13 protein-coding genes are annotated in these 17,932 nt (G+C 60.9%); 5 read left to right on the forward strand and 8 right to left on the reverse strand.

The genetic code is table 11. The annotated features are described in order from the left end of the window. Positions 1–23: 23 nt before the first annotated feature. From KKP04_RS05485 to KKP04_RS05500, 4 genes are read right to left on the reverse strand one after another with little or no spacing between them, the layout of a single operon-like run. Positions 24–605 carry a hypothetical protein gene (locus KKP04_RS05485; RefSeq protein WP_215027760.1) on the reverse strand — a complete coding sequence of 194 codons (582 nt, stop codon included), beginning with the start codon at positions 603–605 and terminating at the stop codon, positions 24–26. Between the two features lie 28 nt (positions 606–633). Continuing rightward, the gene (locus KKP04_RS05490; RefSeq protein WP_215027762.1) at positions 634–1,710 is read right to left on the reverse strand and encodes an amino acid ABC transporter permease; all 1,077 of its coding nucleotides are present in this window, start codon (positions 1,708–1,710) and stop codon (positions 634–636) included. Next, positions 1,707–2,780: an amino acid ABC transporter permease gene (locus KKP04_RS05495; protein ID WP_215027763.1), complete on the reverse strand. Its 1,074-nt coding sequence runs from the start codon at positions 2,778–2,780 to the stop codon at positions 1,707–1,709. The genes KKP04_RS05490 and KKP04_RS05495 overlap by 4 nt, the downstream gene beginning before the upstream one ends. Positions 2,781–2,801: 21 nt before the next feature. Then, on the reverse strand, positions 2,802–3,818 hold the full coding sequence (locus tag KKP04_RS05500; protein WP_215027765.1) for an amino acid ABC transporter substrate-binding protein: 1,017 nt from the start codon (positions 3,816–3,818) through the stop codon (positions 2,802–2,804). A 150-nt stretch (positions 3,819–3,968) separates the two neighbouring features. On the opposite strand from KKP04_RS05500, the gene metC reads away from it, so the two are divergent. Further along, positions 3,969–5,147: a cystathionine beta-lyase gene (gene metC / locus KKP04_RS05505; protein WP_215027767.1), complete on the forward strand. Its 1,179-nt coding sequence runs from the start codon at positions 3,969–3,971 to the stop codon at positions 5,145–5,147. 317 nt (positions 5,148–5,464) lie between these two features. Beyond that, positions 5,465–8,194 (forward strand): bifunctional acetate--CoA ligase family protein/GNAT family N-acetyltransferase, encoded by a 2,730-nt coding sequence (locus KKP04_RS05510; protein WP_215027769.1) that lies wholly within the window; start codon positions 5,465–5,467, stop codon positions 8,192–8,194. A 100-nt stretch (positions 8,195–8,294) separates the two neighbouring features. Here the strand turns inward: KKP04_RS05510 and KKP04_RS05515 are convergent, their stop codons facing one another. From KKP04_RS05515 to KKP04_RS05525, 3 genes are read right to left on the reverse strand one after another with little or no spacing between them, the layout of a single operon-like run. After that, positions 8,295–9,803 (reverse strand): M48 family metallopeptidase, encoded by a 1,509-nt coding sequence (locus KKP04_RS05515; protein ID WP_215027771.1) that lies wholly within the window; start codon positions 9,801–9,803, stop codon positions 8,295–8,297. Further along, the gene (locus KKP04_RS05520; protein ID WP_215027773.1) at positions 9,800–10,423 is read right to left on the reverse strand and encodes a hypothetical protein; all 624 of its coding nucleotides are present in this window, start codon (positions 10,421–10,423) and stop codon (positions 9,800–9,802) included. Before KKP04_RS05520 ends, KKP04_RS05515 begins: the two co-directional genes overlap by 4 nt. Positions 10,424–10,426: 3 nt before the next feature. After that, on the reverse strand, positions 10,427–12,712 hold the full coding sequence (locus KKP04_RS05525; protein WP_251133928.1) for a polysaccharide biosynthesis tyrosine autokinase: 2,286 nt from the start codon (positions 12,710–12,712) through the stop codon (positions 10,427–10,429). Between the two features lie 426 nt (positions 12,713–13,138). Between KKP04_RS05525 and KKP04_RS05530 the strand changes: the two genes are divergently transcribed. The 3 genes from KKP04_RS05530 (at position 13,139) to KKP04_RS05540 (ending at position 16,727) form a co-directional block, all read left to right on the forward strand. Beyond that, positions 13,139–13,501: a hypothetical protein gene (locus KKP04_RS05530; protein WP_215027775.1), complete on the forward strand. Its 363-nt coding sequence runs from the start codon at positions 13,139–13,141 to the stop codon at positions 13,499–13,501. Positions 13,502–13,604: 103 nt separating this feature from the next. Further along, positions 13,605–14,978, forward strand: coding sequence for an O-antigen ligase (locus tag KKP04_RS05535; RefSeq protein WP_215027777.1), 1,374 nt, complete (start codon positions 13,605–13,607; stop codon positions 14,976–14,978). 201 nt (positions 14,979–15,179) lie between these two features. Beyond that, entirely contained in the window at positions 15,180–16,727 is a 1,548-nt protein-coding gene (locus KKP04_RS05540; RefSeq protein ID WP_215027779.1) for a sugar transferase, read from the forward strand. Between the two features lie 205 nt (positions 16,728–16,932). Here KKP04_RS05540 and galE read toward each other — a convergent pair whose 3' ends face one another. Beyond that, complete coding sequence (gene galE, locus KKP04_RS05545; RefSeq protein ID WP_215027781.1) at positions 16,933–17,931, reverse strand: UDP-glucose 4-epimerase GalE; 999 nt, start codon at positions 17,929–17,931, stop codon at positions 16,933–16,935. Position 17,932: the final 1 nt, after the last annotated feature.

Here is a 17,932-nt window from a genome sequence, read left to right on the forward strand (position 1 = left end):
TGTCGCTTCGCTCGAACGCGCTTTCAGACGTCGAAGTGCAGGAGCGCCCAAAGCCCCAGAAACACCGCGCCGATGCCGCCACCGTAGGCAAGCGTCATGTTCAGCTGTTCCGGCGGAAGTTGCAGATACTGCATCGCGCCGAAACCGGCACCGGCGCCGAGCAAGCCACCGACCAATGTCAGCACCACGAATTTAAGCCAGCCGCGAAAGAAGCCTTTCTTGACTTGCTCGCCATCTTTCTTGCGGCGACCCATGGGAGGAAGCGCGTTCCGATTAGGATTGACGGCCTTCTTCGGCGCGGGAGCCGTCTCAACGGGTGCGGCTGCAACCGGAGCGACCGGAGCCTCAACTACCGGGGCCGGAGCAACCTCGGCAAGTTCCGCCGCCGCCGGTTCAAGGACCGGAGCCGCGGGCACTTCCGCCGCCGCTAGCGCCGGCTCGGCTGCGACGAGTTCGGGCGCGGGGGCGACCACGTCTTCCACCGCTGCCACCGGTTCGGCCTGTGCCACGGCGGGAGCAGGAGCAGCCTCCTCCGCCGGTTTCGGCGCGGCTCCGCTCGCCACGCGTTGTGCTTCTTCCTGCTGACGCACGAGATCTGGATCCATAACGTATTCCCCCGGAAAAAAATCCTGTTTAGCGTCGGCCCACGGCCGTTACGCGCTCAAGGTATGCGCTCACCAGTGCAATAGCATAGCACAGGCTCCAAAAGACAAGGGCCGCGAAAGCGTACCCCGTTAAGGTCGTCGTCGACGCTGACCATGCCGGGTCGGCTGCGGCGAGTTGTATCATGCCGAGGAAGTCAAATAATCCAATGACTAGGACCAGCGTCGTGTCTTTGAGAAGGCCGATGAAGGTGCCCGCAATACCCGGCAGGGCGCTACGAATTGCCTGTGGAAGAATAATGAGCGCCAGGATTTGTGAATAGCCGAGGCCCAGCGCTCGCCCTGCTGTGACCTGGTTTTCGGGCACGCTTTGAAGTCCACCTCGAATCACCTCCGCCATGTAGGCGCTGGCGAACACGGCGATGGCGAACAGAGCGCGCGCCAGCTTGTCGACGCTTGTCCCTTCGGGGAGGAAGAGCGGCAGCATCACCGCCGCCATGAACAGCACGGTGACAAGCGGGACACCGCGCCAGAACTCGATGAAGCAGATCGCCAGCCAACGCGGAACGGGCCAGCTCGACCGCCGCATCAACGCAAGCACGATCCCGAACGGCAGCGAGGCCGCGATGCCGGTATAGGAGACGAGCAGTGTCAGGGTGAGGCCGCCCCATGCCTCAGTCGGAACGGGGGCAAGCAGGGCGCCGTCGCCCGCGACGAGCAGGAACGAGAGAGGCAGCCCGAGCAGGACCGCCGCCGCGAAACCGCCAAGTCCGACCCGGCGGCGCGCAAGGAACGCCGCGAGCAAAAGCGCGGGCGGAAGCAGCATCGCCAGCGCCGCTCGCCATAGCTCGTCGTCCGGATAACGGCCGAAGACGAACTGCTTCAGCTTTGCCGCGACGAACGGCCAGCACGCGCCATCGGTCGCCCGGCAGGCGGAGACATCGCCGCTCCATGCCGCCCCGAACACAAGGAACGACAGCGCGCCATAAGCCGCGATGGCCAGCGCCACGCCGAGCGCGAGCGTCACGGCGGCATTGACCGCGCGCCCGAGCAGACGGCGAGAGGGTGACGTGGCAAGAGACGGCGGCGGCGCATCGGCCCGTGTCATGCGCGCATCCTCGCGTTCTGCCAGTTGAGAAGCGCGGCCGTGGCGAGCGACAGGGTGAGGTAGACGCCCATCGTCAACGCCATGATCTCAACCGCCTGCCCCGTCTGCGCAAGCGTCGTTCCGGCGAAGATCGACACGAGGTCCGGGTAGGCGATGGCGACCGCGAGGGAGGAATTCTTGGTGAGGTTCAGATATTGGCTCGTGAGCGGCGGCACGACGAGGCGCAGCGCCTGCGGAAGAACGACGAAGCGCATCGCCTGCAAACCGGTCAGCCCGAGCGCCGCGGCCGCCTGCCCCTGTCCGCGCGCGACCGACTGGGTACCGGCGCGCACGATCTCTGCGATATAGGCGGCGGTGTAGATCGCAAGCGCGGCGACGAGCGCCATCAGTTCCGGTATCAGGCGCAAGCCGCCGAAGACGGAAAGGCCGCGCGGTTCCGGCCAGACGATGTGTGTCATAGCAACTGCGGCCATCAGCGCGCCAGCCGCGCCGACGCCCGCTAACACACGCCACCGCGATTTCAAGACCAGCGCCGCCGCGAACAGGGCCAGCGCCGCAACGAGGAACCAGCCGCCGCCTTGCGGGTCCGGCAGGAACAGCCCGCGATTGTTGAGGAACGCGCCGCCGAACTCGAAGCCGGTGCGCGGCGGAGGCAATTGCCGCAAGACCCCGAAATAGAAGAAGAACAGGATCAGCAACAGCGGCAGGTTGCGGAACAGTTCGACATAGCCCGCCGCGACCGCCCGCAACAGCCGGTTCGGCGCGAGCCGCGCGACGCCGACGCTGAAGCCGATGATTGTGGCGAACGCGACGCCGATGGCCGCAACCAGCAGCGTATTGAGCAGGCCGACCACGAACGCGCGGCCATAGGTGGATCTTTCATCGAACGGAATCAGCGTTTGCAGCACGCTGAAGCCAGCGGGCTCCGACAGGAAGTCGAGGCCGAAATGCACCGGCAGCCGCCCGATGTTCGTCCATGCCGTGAAGATGAGCCACCCGGCCAGCGCCGCCACCGCAGCCAGGAGCGCGGCTTGTATCCAGAAGCGTGCCGCGCGTCCCGTTTCTTCCATGGATCGCGGCCCTTTCTTTCGTCAGCGAACCGGCGGCGCGAACAGGATGCCGCCGTTGTTCCAGAGCCTGTTCAACCCGCGATCGATCTTGAGCGGGCTCTGCTGGCCGAGATTGCGGTCGAAAATCTCGCCGTAATTGCCGACCGCGCGGATGGCCTTCAGCGCCCAATCGTTGTCGAGGCCGATAGCCCGGCCGTAGTCGCCTTCCGCGCCGAGCAGCCGCCGCACGCCGGGGGCGGCGTCAGCGCGGGAAAGCTTGTCCGCATTGGCCTTCGTCACCGCGAGTTCTTCCGCGTTGATGAGCGCGAACAGCGTCCAGCGCACGAGACTTTCCCATTGCGGATCGTTCTGGCGGACGGCGGGGGCGAGCGGCTCCTTCGAAATGAGGTCGGGCAGGATCACGTGATCTTCGGATTGCGCGAGCTTGACACGCTGCGCCGACAGGCTGGACGCATCGGTGGAGTAGACGTCGCAACGCTCCGCCTCATAGGCTTTCAACGCCTCGTCCGACTTCTCGAAGGCGACGATCTTGTAGGGCATGGAGCGCGAGCGGAAGAAATCGGCGATGTTGAGTTCGGTCGTCGTGCCGGTGTTGGTGCAGACCTCCGCGCCGGAGAGTTCGAGCGCGCTCTGCACTTCGAGCTTCTTGCGCACCATCAGGCCCTGCCCGTCGTGATAGATCACGCCGACGAAGTTGACGCCGAGCGCCGTGTCGTTCTGCATCGTCCAGGTGGAAACGCGCGAAAGCACGTCGATCTCGCCGGACTGGAGCGCCGTGAAGCGCTGCTTCGACGACAGCGGCACGAAATTCACCTTCGACGGGTCGTCGAAGATGGCGGCGGCGACCGCGCGGCAGAAGTCGACATCGAGACCCGCCCAGTTGCCGCTCGCATCGGTCGAGGAGAACCCCGCGAGACCCTGCGTCACGCCGCAATTGAGCTTCCCGCGTGCCTTGACTTCGTCAAGCGTGCCCGCGCGCGCGCCTGCGCAAAAAAATAAAAGGGCAAGAGCGCAATATAGAATTCCCTGGCGCTTCATCCTGTCTCCTGATTCTAGGCTCTCTGCGGGGGCTTCGGTCAGGCTGATGTCCTTGACTTGGCAGCATTAAGGCAAAACTCGGGCCTGCGGTCCAACTTGACGCCCTATCGTGGATGGTGTGAACAAAAGGCTTTGGCGACGCGAGGCGACATGACAGGCGAACACGGAAGCGACGAAGATATTTCCGTCGAGACGCAGGCAACTCAGCTTGGCCGCGATCCGCAGCGATATTTCGGCTTCGTGAACATGCCCGTGTATCGCGGCTCGACCGTGCTCTATCCCAGCGCCGAAAGCCTCGATGCGCACGACATTCCCTATACTTACGGGCGTCCGTCGAACCCGACCACCCGCGCGCTGGAAGAGGCGCTGGCGAAGCTCGAAGGCGGGGCGAAAACTTTTCTCGCGCCATCCGGCCTCGCTGCCGTCTCGACGCTGCTGCTCGCTTTCGCCGAGGCGGGCGGGCATATCCTCATCACGGACAGCGTCTATTTCCCGACGCGGCGCTTCGCAGGCAAGGTGCTGAAGCGGCTCGGCGTGGAGGTCGAATATTACGATCCGCTGATCGGCGGCGGGATTGCGGCGCTGATCCGGCCAAACACGAAGCTCGTCTTCACCGAATCGCCCGGCTCGCAGACCTTCGAGGTGCAGGACATCCCCGCCATCTGCGCCGCCGCGCGCGGGCGCAACGTCCCCGTCGCCATCGACAACACATGGGCGACCCCGCTTTTCTTCCGCCCCTTCGACCACGGCGTGAACATCTCCGTGCAGGCGGCGACAAAGTACATCGTCGGCCATGCGGACGCGCTGCTCGGCGCGATCACCTGCGACGCAGCGACGGCTCCGGCAGTCGCCGCCACGCATGAGGCGCTCGGCCTATGCGTGAACGGCGAGGACGCGTTCCTCGCGCTGCGCGGGCTTCGCACACTGCCCGTGCGGCTGAAGCAGCATCAGGCTTCCGCGCTCGCGATGGCCGAATGGCTCGCCGCGCGCCCCGAAGTCGTCCGGATCATCCATCCGGCGCTGCCCGGCTGCCCCGGCCATGAGCTATGGAAGCGCGACTTCCTCGGCGCGAGCGGGCTTTTCGCCATCGTCCTGAAGCCGCAGCCGAAGGAAGCCGTCAATCGCTTCCTCAACGCGCTCCGCCTGTTCGGCATGGGCTATTCGTGGGGCGGCTACGAAAGCCTCATCGTGCCGTTCGATTGCTCGCATTCGCGCACGGCGACGAAGTGGCAGGCGGAAGGCCCGACGCTGCGCCTCCATATCGGCCTCGAAGATGTGCGCGACCTGAAGCGCGACCTCGAACGCGGCTTCGCGGCGCTGGCGGGCTGATCGCCTCCAGTCCCGTAAATTCAGCGTGCTCTGCGATCTTGACCGCTTGAATGCGCGGCATCGACGGTCTGTTACCAGTTCGACATATGCGTCGCTTACCAAAGTGTGAGATAAGGCGCGTGGGCGACTCCGGTGCCGCGCAACGTATCCTTTACCGTCACGGCCTGCGCAGGCGAAAGGGGCCCCGCTCTGTCCGCGAGCACGCGCCGCGGACGGGTTTACCGATGGCTGAGTGGTACCCGAGTCCCTTTTGAAGACGGCGCTCGCGGCCCTCGGTCATGCTATTTTTGACCGAGCCTCGACGGAGTGCCACTTTAATGACCATCCGCAATCTCGATCTCATCTTCAATCCCGCCAATGTCGTGTTCGTAGGCGCCAGCGAGCGGCAAGGTTCGATCGGCAAGCACGTAGCCGAGAACCTGCTGAAGGGCGGCTTCAAGGGCGAAATCGCCTTCATCAACCCGAAACGCGCGGAGATTCTCGGCAAGCCCTGCTTCAAATCCGTCGACGCCCTACCCTTCACGCCCGGACTTGCGGTTGTCGCGACCCCGCCCGAGTCGGTGCCGGTCGTGATCGACGAACTCGGCCGCAAGGGCTGCCGCGCGGCCGTGGTCATCACGGCGGGCGTTTCCGGCGAATTGCGCAAGCGCATGCTTGAAGCGGCACGGCCGCACCTCCTGCGCATCATCGGCCCGAATTGCCTCGGCATGCAGGTTCCGCGTCTTGGGCTCGATGCGAGCTTCGCTCAGGTGCTGGGCAAGCCGGGAAGCGTGGCGCTTGTCTCGCAGTCAGGCGCGATCACGACCGCGATGCTCGACTGGGCGGCCGTCGAAGGCGTCGGCTTCAGTCATGTGGTTTCGATCGGCGACGCGGCGGACGTCGATCTTGGCGACATGCTCGATTATCTCGCGGGCGAAACGACGAGCCGCGCCGTGTTTCTTTATATCGAATCCATCGGCGACGCGCGGAAGTTCATGTCTGCGGCTCGGCGCTGCGCTCGTGTAAAACCCGTGATCGCCATCAAGGCGGGCCGTCACCCCGAAGGCGCGAAGGCTGCCGCGTCGCATACCGGCGCGCTCGCAGGCTCCGACAACGTCTATGGCGCGGCTCTTCGGCGCGCGGGCGTGCTGCGCGTGACCGACCTCGACGCCATGTTCGATGCCGCCGAGATGCTCGCCTACGTGCCGGCCATGCCGGGCGACCGCGTGGCCATCGTCACCAACGGCGGCGGTGCGGGCGTTCTCGCCGTGGATAGCCTGACGGATTTTCGCGGCGCGCTGGCAAAGCTGGCACCCGAGACGATCGACGCGCTTGACGCGGTCCTGCCGCCGACCTGGTCCCGCGGCAACCCCGTCGACATCATCGGCGACGCAGGGCCCGAACGCTACCGCGCGACGCTGGACGCCGTACTGACCGACCCGAACGCGGACGCCGTGCTCGTGATCAATTGTCCGACGGCTCTCGCCTCGTCGCTCGACGGCGCGAAGGCGGTCGTCGCGGCGGTGCAGGACATGCGCGCGAAGGGCGCGAAAAAACCCGTCATCGCCAACTGGCTGGCGCGGCACGATGAAACCGGTATCCGCGATGCATTCGCGGCGGCGAAGATCCCGTCCTACGAGACGCCCGTCGCCGCCGTGCGCGGCATGATGCACCTCGTCCATTACCGTCGCGCGCAGACCGAATTGATGCAGACCCCGCCGGCGTTGCCCGAAAACCTCGTCTTCGACGCCGGTACGGTCCGGACCGAAATCGCGCAGGTGCTCGCGGAAAAGCGCGATCTTATGACCGAGCCGGAAGCCAAGGCCGTGCTCGCGGCCTACGGCATCCCGACCGTGCCGACGCTTGTCGCGCGGACGCCGGAAGAAGCGGGCGAGGCGGCTGCCGAGCTTCTGCGCAAGTCGCCCTCAGTCGTGGTGAAAATCCTGTCCCGAAACTTGTCGCATAAGTCGGACATCGGCGGCGTGCGTCTCGACCTCATGTCCGCCGAAGCGGTCGAAACCGCCACGCATCAAATGCTGACCGCCATCGGCGAAGCGCGGCCCGACGCGATCCTCGAAGGCGTGACCGTGCAGCCGATGGTGCGCCGCCCGAACGCCTTTGAACTGATCCTCGGCATCACGACGGACCCGACCTTCGGCCCCGTGATCCTGTTCGGCGCTGGCGGAACCGGCGTCGAGGCCATCGGCGACACGGCAATGTCGCTGACACCGCTCGACCTCAAGCTCGCGCGCGATCTCATCGCCTCGACCCGCATCTACAAGCTCCTGAAGGGCTACCGCGACCGCCCGCCGGTCGATCTCGACGGACTGGCGCTTTGCCTCGTCAAGCTGTCGTCACTTGCTGTGCAGCATCGCGCCATCCGCGAACTCGACATCAACCCGCTCCTGATCGACGCCAAGGGCATGATCGCTCTCGATGCCCGCATCAAGGTGCTCGACCCGGTGGAACACCCGCCGGTGCCATGCGCGATCCGTCCCTATCCGGTGAGGTGGGAAGCGCATGAAACGCTGCTGGATGGATCGCCCGTCACGGTTCGCCCGATCCGACCCGACGACGAACATTTCTATCCCTTGTTCATGAGCCGCGTGACGCCGGAAGATCTGCGCCTCCGCCTGTTCAGCCCGGTGCGGCAATTCTCGCATCAGTTCCTCGCTCGGCTGACGCAAATCGATTATGCGCGCGAGATGGCCTTCATCGCTGTCCGGCCCGCCGAAGATGGCGGCGCGTCCGAAATGCTCGGCGTTGCCCGCTTCTTTGCCGATCCGGACTATGAAAAGGGCGAATATGCCGTGCTGATCCGCTCCGACCTCAAGGGACGCGGGCTCGGCTGGGTGCTGATGCGCCAGCTTATCGGCTATGCGCGCGAAGAAGGGCTGAAGCAACTCTACGGCAGTGTGCTGGAAGAAAACGCGGGTATGCTTCAGATGTGTCAGGAATTGGGTTTCCATGTCGCACGAGACCCGGATGACACCCGCGTTTTTGCAGTAACGCTGGATCTCTCATCACGCGCGGTTGATGAAGTTTTGAAGAGCTGGCACCCTCACTAGAGCCCGTTCCGTCTGATTGAATCGCAATCGGATCGGTAAAACGGTCTCTTCTTCGAAGTTTCGGCAGGCCGCAAGCGCCTGCGCCGCTGACTGCCGACATTCACTTCGGAGAGATGCTTGTGGACGTCCACCCATCGGCCGACGTTTTAACGGGCGGCTCGTCTGACATGGAGCTTTTCTCAGCTTGCTCGGATTCGGCTTTTTCCGCGACGTTCATGCGGGTGACCCGCAGTCCCGCAAACCAGACCTTGCCGGAAACGAATTCCTCGGATGGCGTTCGCGCATCGTGAAAGAGGCGTAGCACCTGCCCCTTGCACTCATCTGTCGGCGGCACATCGAAGGAAAATGAAAAGTTACGCCACTGTTCCGACCGTCCCACCAATTGTTCCGTCTCGCCAATGACGCCTCGTATTCCGTGCGCACAACGCATCTGCCATCGCAGGCCACGTTTACCGGCAATGGCGCCCTTCAGTTTTCCTTCGATGCGGAAACTGCCTGCTGGGAAATATAAGATCTGCCTGACCTCTGGAAAAGTGATGCGCCCGTCCCCCATATCGACAAGAACAGCATGCTCCCGTTCGGACGCGAGAGGCGCGAATTCGACACTGGCGTTGACGGCGGGGCCAATTTGCCAGTCGAAAGGAAGGCCGCTTGGCTCACGCTCGAAATTGGGATGCGTTATGAGGCCGATCGTTTCGTGTTCGGTTTGCGGCAAAAACTGCAACCACGCATTGTAAGCAAAGTCGATGAGATTTTTCTCGACCAACGTATCGAGGTAGGGAGCTATTTCGCGACTGGTGAGAGGGTTCGCAGTCCCCTTCAGCGCCACCATGAGCTTCAGCGGCGTGTCGATACTCCGCACATTTCGCGGCAGCCTTGTAAAAAAGGACGGCCGCCAGGCGGGCGCTCGTGCCAGTCTCGGCACCAGGAAGCGAGAGCCTTCCGGGTCCTCAGCCAGATGCGTCAGATAGCTGAAGACGTACAAAGCCAATTCCGGCCGAAATTGCAGCAGTATTTCCGCATGGCCGAGAACGCCTTTGAAATCATTTCGCAGAAAACTGTCGTTCAGAAGCCAGAACTGTGCGATGGCGTCGCGTTGCGAGCGTCGAACTGCTTCCCGCATGAGAATGCGAGCGCGATCGGGCTTATCCGCGATTTCACCGAGCATGCGAAACGCCGTCGCGTTCAAGGGATCGTTTTCCAGGGCGCGCGTCGCCAGCGAACGAATTTCATCCCTCAGGCGATGTCGGTCGATGCTGTCCGGGGCCGCCGCCGGTTGAGCCGGTGGGAGGCTCCCTATCGTATCCCGAGACGCCTCAGCTTGGTCGGAGGCACCCTTTGTGCCCTGCTTGAGGTTCAGATACTGGACCCGAAGCCTTTCCGCTTTCGCAATCAAGGCCGCCGGGTTCGACCCGTTGAGACGTAAAGCAAGGTCGGGATCGTGAGGCGCGAGCGCATAGGGCAGGCTCGTTGTCGCAACCAGCCAGAGCAGAAAAACCCCGAACGCGCTCAAGAGAGCAAATCGCCGCGGGTTTGCCCTGACGGGCGAAAATGCGCCGATCGCGATCCGAAGAGCTTTCGCATATACGGACTTTGAACTTTTTCTCATGGACGAAATCCGAACAGATTCAGAATGTGGCTCAAGGCTGCGGGCCGTCGGCGTGCGCGAGGAACCGGGCGCCTCGCTCGCGACCTGGTCTCTGCCATCGCCGGGGACGCGGCTTTCCGGCTTAATCTGGATCCGGCCGGCAGCTCCGCTTGTGTGGCATTGCACTCCGTTTTGACGCGCGTTACATCATAGGCAGAGCGACGCGCCTGCGATTTAAGGGTTTCCCAGGCAGCCACGACACGGTTGGCGTAAACACTGCGGTTGAAACCGCCGTCGCGTTCTTGAGCCGTCATCAAATCCGGATGAAGCCAGCGCATGATGAGCGCCATATGCCGCCGGAGGTCTTCGATGGGCGCCGTGGGGTTTGCCCCGAGAACTCTATAAAGGTCGGCCCCCTCATCGAGCATGATTTGCTCAATGAAAAATCCAGCTGCTTTCCTGAGCGTCGCTTGCGTCTGGCCGGTGATGGCCGCGGCTTCGCGAAGGGCTTCGGGGTCGTTCGCTGCGACCTCAAGAAGGAAGGTGATGCCGTGCGGCAAAGGATGGCGCCGCGCCTTGCGCGCGATGTGGGGATACAAGAGCATGCCAAGAGCGGCGGCGATCGCTTCAGGGCTTCGCATTGATCAGTACCGTGCAAGCTGCGGCGTTCGCGATCCGCTTTCGGCTTCTTCGGCGTCCATATGATATCCGTACTTATAGTCGTAGCCTTCTCCATATGCGTATCCGACTGCTTTTGAATCGAACTTCGTGATTATCGTGCCGAGCGGTGTCACGCGGGCCATATGCATCCGGCGCAGCGCAACACGAAGCGCACCTTTTCTGGTGTCACCGGCCCCGACGACGAAAACAGTGGCGGCTGCGGCGCTTGAGAGCAATTGAGCGTCTGCCAGTCCCAACACCGGAGGCGAATCGAAAATAATGAGATGGAATACATCCGACCCGAGCGAGATGAGCGAATAGACCCGGGGACCACTGAGCAGATCGGCTGCATTCGGCGGAAGAGGTCCCGAGCCCATGAACGCAAGGTTGGGGTGATCGGTTCTCTGGACGAGGTCCGGCGGCATCGCGGCGCCGGTAAGGTAGTTACTGAAGCCCATCGAATTATCGAGGTGCAGCTTGATATGGAGAGATGGGCGCCGGAGATCCGCGTCAATCAGCAGAACCTTCAGGCCCATCTGCGCGAAATGTCGAGCGATTGCGACCGCTGTAGTCGACTTTCCCTCACCGGCGCCTGCGCTCGTTACAGCAATTGATCGCGGTAATCCCGTATCGGTCGAGAACTGTAACGCCGTCGCGAAGGAGCGATAGGCTTCCGCTATGTGCGAGCGGGGATCTTTCAGGACCATACTGAGGTCCATTCCGGATTCATCGCGCGGAATGATGCCCAGGGTGGGCAGCCCCGAAATCTCCTCCACCTCTTCGGGCGCCCGCACACGGTCATCGAGCACTTCGAGCAAGAGGGAGATTCCGACGCCGATGAAAAGACCGAACCCTAGAGCGAGAACCAGCGCGCGGCTAAGGCTCGGCTCGGAGGGAGCGCTCGGAAGCACGGCTCGGTCGACGATAAATATATTATTTGTGCCAACCCCGCCAGCGATGTCGACCTCTTTCAAACGTTGAAGCAGGCTGTTGTATAAATTACGATTAGTCTCAACTTCTCTTTTCAAGATATTGTAGCGAATGCCTTTCTTCTGAAGATCGAGCACCTCGGCTCTAACCTCTTCTATCCTCGCCTTCATTTCATTCTCCTGCGCAAGAGAAGATTGATAGGCGGCCTTCAAGGAATTTCGGATCGCTTTGACTTCGGCAGCAAGTTGCCTGTCCACCTCTTTGATCTTGTTCGTAATCTGTACCATCTCGGGATAGCTGGGCTTGAAGTTTTCTAGCTTCTGCTGATACTCGGTTTCGAGCGCCTTGCGTTGGCCACGCAAGGTATCCACAACCTGGTTTGTCAGGATCTGGGGCAGATTGATCGCGGTCGTACTCTCGACCTGCCGCCAAAGTTGTTCGTTCTTGATGCGCTCAGAGATCAACTGGCCGGCAGCGGTGTTCGCGGCGGCGAGGCTGCTTTCCGCGATCGATGCCTTGTCGTTGACATCGACCATTCTTTCCTTTTCGGCAAAATCGATAAGAATCTGTTCGGATTCCTGCAGTCGTATCTGCAGTTGCTTGATCTGATCATCAAGAAACGTTTTCGCGTAAGCGTTAGCCTCGAATCTCCGATTGAGATTTGATGCGACGTAAGCATCTGCGTATCCATTTGCCACGGTCTGAGCGCGCTGAGGATCGGGATCGAGATAGCGGATGTCGACGAGGCGCGAGCCGGGGACCGGTTTGATTGTAACCGCGTTAAGCAGGATGTCGCTGGCGTGCGAGATCCTTGCCGCTTGCGATGCCGTTCGAGGCTTCGAGAAATAGCCGGTTACCAACCTCAGCGCCGAAACATCCCGCGCCTTTAGGTAGCTATCGTCCCTGTAAAGATTGAGGGACGAGGCAACACGCTCCGCCATGGCCCGGCTTTTCAAGAGCTCGTATTGCGTGCGCAGGAAGTCGGCGCTTCCGGTGTCCGCCGAAATAGTCGTTCCGCTTTCGACAATCTTGGTCCCCTCCCGATCGATCTGAATTCGGACTTCGGCAGCGTAAAGCGGCGTCTTCAGCAAGGTATGGATCGCACCGAGAACACAAGTTGTTGCTACGGCTGCGAGTATAATCCACTTATGCTTGAGCAGAAGATGAGCGAAACGTCTGAAGGAGACCGCGAGTTTTTCCCCTTCTTCGGGTGCGGCTCCATATCCGATCGGTGGATAGCTGCCGAGCCTGGTCGGCGCCATTGCGTGCGCCTCGGCCCGAATCAGCTCCTGAGACCCGCGCGGGCGTTCGTCGCCCCCGCCCCGGAAAGTATCCTGCATAGTTTGACTCGCCTACCCGAAGCTGCCGGTTGCGGTTTATGGATCGAATCCGCTGCTATGATCTTCGAAAAAAGGTGCCAGCCTGACTTGCGGACGCCGCCGATCATTCCTGACACTCCCCACTCCTGAGAGACAACCAGACCCGCCTTAAAGCAAGCCGTGCATCCGCCTCATCGGACCTTTTTCCACAATCTTGGATTGATCGACAGCCGCCGAAATGCAATCTGTGATTTATTTGTGCCACTTTTCGGAAAAAGAGATTATTCCATTAACATATAAATTGCTCGCGTGCTACCGAGCGTATAGCCCATGTATGCGTATCTGCTGCGTTAAAGCCTGAATATCTTGGAGAATGCGATGAGAAACGCAAAGCATGGCCTGAAGAGGTTGGCGGAACGGTGCGCGGTAGCGGTAGGAGCTGCCGTCATGGCTACGTCAGCGCATGCAACCGTGTTGACGAACATCCAGGGCTCCGTGATGGTTGATCGCGGAAGCGGTTTCCAGCCGGTGTCAGTCACTTCGCCCGTGGTGGCGGGTGACCGCGTACGCGCCATCGGAGGGAGTGCCGATATCGTTTACAACGACGGTCTGGTCCAGAAGGTGCAGTCACAGACCGTTGCCGTCCTGTCCAGGGGAGGTGCGGGTTCCGGTCCCGATGAACAAGGTGGTTTTTCGGGTGACTTGCCGCTGATCGGCGCCGCCCTCGGTGTCGGCATCGGTGCGGGCGTCGCGTTGGCGACGAACGACAGCGATGATGATGGCGGTTTCGGCTTCTCGGTCAGCCCGTAATCCGAGTCGGGGTAGGCTTATGTTGTTCTGGTCGTGCGTCGCTGTCCTCGTGTTGGCGGTCCTTCTTGGAGGAGGGACCGGAAGCGGCTTTCTTGGGGATGTCGTGACACAGGCAGCGGCGGCGCTGCTGCTCTGTGTGGCGCTCTGGCCAAACCTGAAGAGGCCGGAGTGGGGCGTTCGCGAACGCACTATAGCGGTTGCTGTTCTCCCTGTGGCTTTGGTTATTGCCCTGCAAATTTTTCCGCTTCCTTTCCGCATATGGGCAGGTGGCGAATCCTTGCTGGCGCGCGACGGCGCGTCAGCAATTGTGCCGCTCACAGCTTGGGAGACGTTTTCTCTGACGCCTCAAGCGACCTGGGCAGCCGCCGCATCGCTCCTTGTGCCTATCGCTATTTTTTGTGCCGTTGTTCGCCTGAATTATCAGCAAAGACGAATGCTATGCTGGATCGTACTGGGACTTGGCGCCCTCTCTCTTGTGATCGGCTTCTTTCAGGTCGCACAGGGTACAGGAAGCAGCCTTCGCTTCTACAGTCGCACAAATCTGACTGAGGCCGTCGGCTTCTTCGCAAACCGCAATCACTTCGCGATTTTGCTGGTGGTTTGCCTTGTGTTGCTTGGCTACTGGCTGACCACAGCCAAAGTCGACCGTTGGGCCTTTTCTTCCAAGCTTCTTCTCTGGGTGGCGATAGCGCTTGTCTTCGTCAGTTTCCTGAGCGGGGTGATGTTGGCGCGGTCGCGAGCGGGCGTCTTGCTGGCTATGCTGGCAATCGGAGGCATAGCTGCGATATATTTCGCGTCGCGAAGGCGCGACGCAAGCGGCCAAGGCAATTACACACGAACGAGAACTGTCGTATCGGTCGCACTCATCGCGATGCTTCTGGCAGTGCAGTTCGGGCTAGGTCGCCTGGCGACCCGCTTCGAAGAGGAGTCTCTCGACAGTCTGCGCCTCCGCTTTGCTGGTGCTGCGGCTCATTCTGCGATTAAATCCCTCCCCTTTGGCAGCGGCATAGGCTCTTTCGTGCCGGTCTATGGCGCGGTTGAGAAAAGCGATCACGTTCGTCCGTTATATGCCAACCGCGCCCATAATGATCTCGCTGAGATCTTTCTTGAAACGGGCATTCTGGGAGCAATCCTTGTCTTGACCTTTCTCGCCTGGTTCTTGCGGCTAGGCTGGGCCGTTTGGAGGACTCCTTCCGATCCCGAAGCTGCGGGTGTTACAGCGCTGAACAGGGCTGCGACGGTAATTATAGTCGCGCTGCTTCTTCATTCGCTTGTCGACTACCCGCTTCGAACAACCGCGCTCGCTGCCATCTTCGCGTTTTTCTGTGGCGTTCTGGCGATTCCGGCGACGTGCGAGCCTCCTGCCAGATTCAGGCATCGCCAGTCTCAGCTTCACCCCCGCGAAAAGGTCCGGCCAGAGGCGTGGGTCAGCGAGGTGACATGGCCAGAAGACTGGCAGAGGACCGCGCCAGGCTAGTGGAGCGAATTTGACGTTTGAGTCCCGATTGCTGCGGCTCTCGCTCAAATGTCAAAATTCGGAAGCTCCATTAGTTCGGCTAGTGATGCTTTGGTTCCGACATGCGCTTGCGAAAATGCAACAAGCGGATGCGAATGTCGAAAATAAACGCTAGTCGTTTCGGCCGGTTTTAGAGAGTTGATCTTATTAAGGAGTATACTTATGCGCCGCACTTTCCTGATCATTCTCGACGTCGGCTTTCTGTCCGTCGCGACGGCCTTTGCTTTTGTTCTTCGGGAGAATTTCGATATTAGCTTGGCGCGGCTTATTGATTTCGGTCCATATCTCGTCGCCACGATAATCGCGTCCATCGTTGTTTTCTCGATTAGTGGCGTTAACCGAACCATTTGGCGTTTCAGTTCGGCGCCCGACTATCTGCGCGTGATGTCTGCGGTCTCAGCGGTTGTAGTGGGTGCTGTCGCGTTGACCTTTGCGTGGAATCGTCTTGACGGAACGGCCCGCTCGCTCCCTTTCATCCAGTTGATCTTCGGAATAGCATTTCTCATTGGCGCACGAGCTGCTCATAAAATCAGACACGACGCGCGGCAGCATCGTAAGGCGTTCGGTGCTTTCCTTCAGCCCGCTTCACCGACTCCGCAAATTACATTGCTGGTCCTGGGCATATCGAAACTGACCGAAGCTTATCTTCAGGCGGTTGCCGAACTCGCGCCTGGGCGAATCAGAGTGGCCGGCCTCGTTGGCAGCACGGATCGGCATGTCGGCCGGCTCGTCGCTTCGCACCCTGTTCTTGGGGACACGGATGAACTCGATAGTATCCTTGACGATCTAGAAGTCCATGGCGTTACAATAGATCGCATCATTGTGGTTTCACCATTTCGTTCTCTGTGCGAATCGGACCGTGAGACACTGCTTCGGATTGATCGGTCACGTAGTATCGCGGTACAGTTTCTCGTGCAGGATCTCGGCTTCAATTGCGATGCGGTTTCGAAGACTGGCGGAATTGGAAGGCCTCAGCAGCCCTCGAGTTTGGCTTTTCAGAAAGTTAGTTTTCACATCACGCCGGAGACGCTCGAAAAAATTGCTCGACGCCGATATTGGAGAATCAAGCGACTTGTAGATTTCTCGATTGCCCTTTCCGCGATCGTAATTCTTTCTCCGTTTTTGCTGGCATCGGCTGCTTGCGTGGCAGCGAGCGTCGGATTTCCGGTACTTTTTTGGCAGCAGCGCCCCGGTCTCGGCAGCCGGCCCCTCAGACTTTATAAATTCCGTACCATGAAGGCCGCCTACGCACCGGATGGCAGGCGACTATCTGATGCTGAACGTGTCTCGCGTCTCGGAAGCTTGATGCGTCGCCTGCGCTTCGACGAGTTTCCGCAATTGTTCAACGTTATTCGGGGAGATATGGCCATTATTGGGCCTAGGCCGCTACTGCACTGGGAGCAGACAGAAGCGCAAAGCGCCAGACTTTTGGTTCGCCCTGGACTAACGGGATGGGCGCAGGTCGTTGGAGGACGCACGATTTCGTCGGACGACAAGGCGGCGCTTGATATCTGGTATGTCCAACATGCAAGCTTGCGTCTCGATATCGAGATCGCGTTACGGACCGTTATCATGGTGATTTTCGGGGAAAGGGTTTCTAAATCCGACATAGAGAAGGCTTGGTGCGACCTCGGCGAGAGCGGGATCGTTCACAGATCCGGAGCAAAAATATCCGCGGTGATAGGAGGTTTCGCCGCAAAGGCCGGCTAGGTTGAGGCTTCCGGCGAAGCCGCCCGCCTATTCCGGAGATATTCCGCCCGGCGATTCCGACATTATCTCGCCCCATGGATTCCGGAGTTATCACGCCCGGGGCGCGGGGCCTTGCTGGCTCAAGAATTTGACGTTGGTTTTTGTTGGTGGTCAACCCTCCTTCGCGGCTTGTTTGCCGCCGCTTCGCTCCGCTTTTCCTTTCCGGTCAGCGTCTCGGTTCTCTCTGATGCCAGGCCCACGCTGTACGGATAATCTCGTCGAGTTCGTGAATATGGGGCTCCCACCCAAGTTCTTCGCGCGCTTTGGCGGAGTCGGCTATCAGCCTCGCCGGATCTCCCGCCCGGCGCGCTCCCAACACCACCGGGACTTCCAACCCTGTTACCCGCTCGACCGCGTGGATCACCTCGCGCACCGAAAAGCCTTGCCCGTTGCCAAGGTTATAAGCAGCCGACGATGGTGCGCCGCTCTTCTCCAGATGCTGGAGCGCTCTGACATGGGCATCGGCAAGATCAGCGACATGTATGTAGTCCCTGATGCAGGTGCCGTCGGGTGTATCGTAATCGGTGCCGAAGACGGTTATGCTTTCGCGTCGCCCCGAGGCTGCGTCCAGAACAAGCGGAATGAGGTGTGTCTCGGGATCGTGGGACTCACCGATCTCGTTATCGGGATCGGCCCCCGCAGCGTTGAAATATCTGAGTGCGATGGATCCGATGCCATGCGCAGCCCCGAAATCCCTGAGCATCCGTTCTGCGAACAGCTTCGACTCGCCATAGGGATTGATGGGGTTTTGCGCTGTGTCCTCCCCGAGGGGAACCTTGTCGGGAATGCCATAAGTCGCGCAGGTGCTCGAAAACACGAAATACGGCACGGCATTGTCCCGGGCCGCTTCCAGAAGCGTCAAAGTTCCACAGACATTGTTGCGATAGTATCTGCCGGGATCGGAGACGGACTCGCCAACATAGGTATAGGCCGCAAAATGGAGGATGGCGCCCGGTTTGTGGCGGCGCATCGCTTCATCGAGCCGCGCCCGGTCGAGAATGTCGCCGCGCTCCAGCGGCCCCCATTTGACGGCGCGCTCGTGACCGTAGATGAGGTTGTCGAAAGTTACGGGCAGATAGCCCGCTCGCGCGAGCGCCTTGCAGATATGCGATCCGATATAGCCGGCCCCGCCGGTAACGAGCACGGGCCTGTCCCGGTCGGTCATG

The sequence above is a fragment of the Rhodomicrobium sp. Az07 genome (genome assembly GCF_018619475.1).
Lineage (GTDB): Bacteria > Pseudomonadota > Alphaproteobacteria > Rhizobiales > Rhodomicrobiaceae > Rhodomicrobium.

Excerpts from the sequence above, each read along its gene's own strand:
- KKP04_RS05485 (WP_215027760.1), bottom strand. The coding sequence starts at position 605 with ATGGATCCAGATCTCGTGCGTCAGCAGGAAGAAGCACAACGCGTGGCG.
- KKP04_RS05490 (WP_215027762.1), bottom strand. The coding sequence starts at position 1,710 with ATGACACGGGCCGATGCGCCGCCGCCGTCTCTTGCCACGTCACCCTCT.
- KKP04_RS05495 (WP_215027763.1), bottom strand. The coding sequence starts at position 2,780 with ATGGAAGAAACGGGACGCGCGGCACGCTTCTGGATACAAGCCGCGCTC.
- KKP04_RS05500 (WP_215027765.1), bottom strand. The coding sequence starts at position 3,818 with ATGAAGCGCCAGGGAATTCTATATTGCGCTCTTGCCCTTTTATTTTTT.
- metC (WP_215027767.1), top strand. The coding sequence starts at position 3,969 with ATGACAGGCGAACACGGAAGCGACGAAGATATTTCCGTCGAGACGCAG.
- KKP04_RS05510 (WP_215027769.1), top strand. The coding sequence starts at position 5,465 with ATGACCATCCGCAATCTCGATCTCATCTTCAATCCCGCCAATGTCGTG.
- KKP04_RS05515 (WP_215027771.1), bottom strand. The coding sequence starts at position 9,803 with ATGAGAAAAAGTTCAAAGTCCGTATATGCGAAAGCTCTTCGGATCGCG.
- KKP04_RS05520 (WP_215027773.1), bottom strand. The coding sequence starts at position 10,423 with ATGCGAAGCCCTGAAGCGATCGCCGCCGCTCTTGGCATGCTCTTGTAT.
- KKP04_RS05525 (WP_251133928.1), bottom strand. The coding sequence starts at position 12,712 with ATGCAGGATACTTTCCGGGGCGGGGGCGACGAACGCCCGCGCGGGTCT.
- KKP04_RS05530 (WP_215027775.1), top strand. The coding sequence starts at position 13,139 with ATGGCTACGTCAGCGCATGCAACCGTGTTGACGAACATCCAGGGCTCC.
- KKP04_RS05540 (WP_215027779.1), top strand. The coding sequence starts at position 15,180 with ATGCGCCGCACTTTCCTGATCATTCTCGACGTCGGCTTTCTGTCCGTC.
- galE (WP_215027781.1), bottom strand. The coding sequence starts at position 17,931 with ATGACCGACCGGGACAGGCCCGTGCTCGTTACCGGCGGGGCCGGCTAT.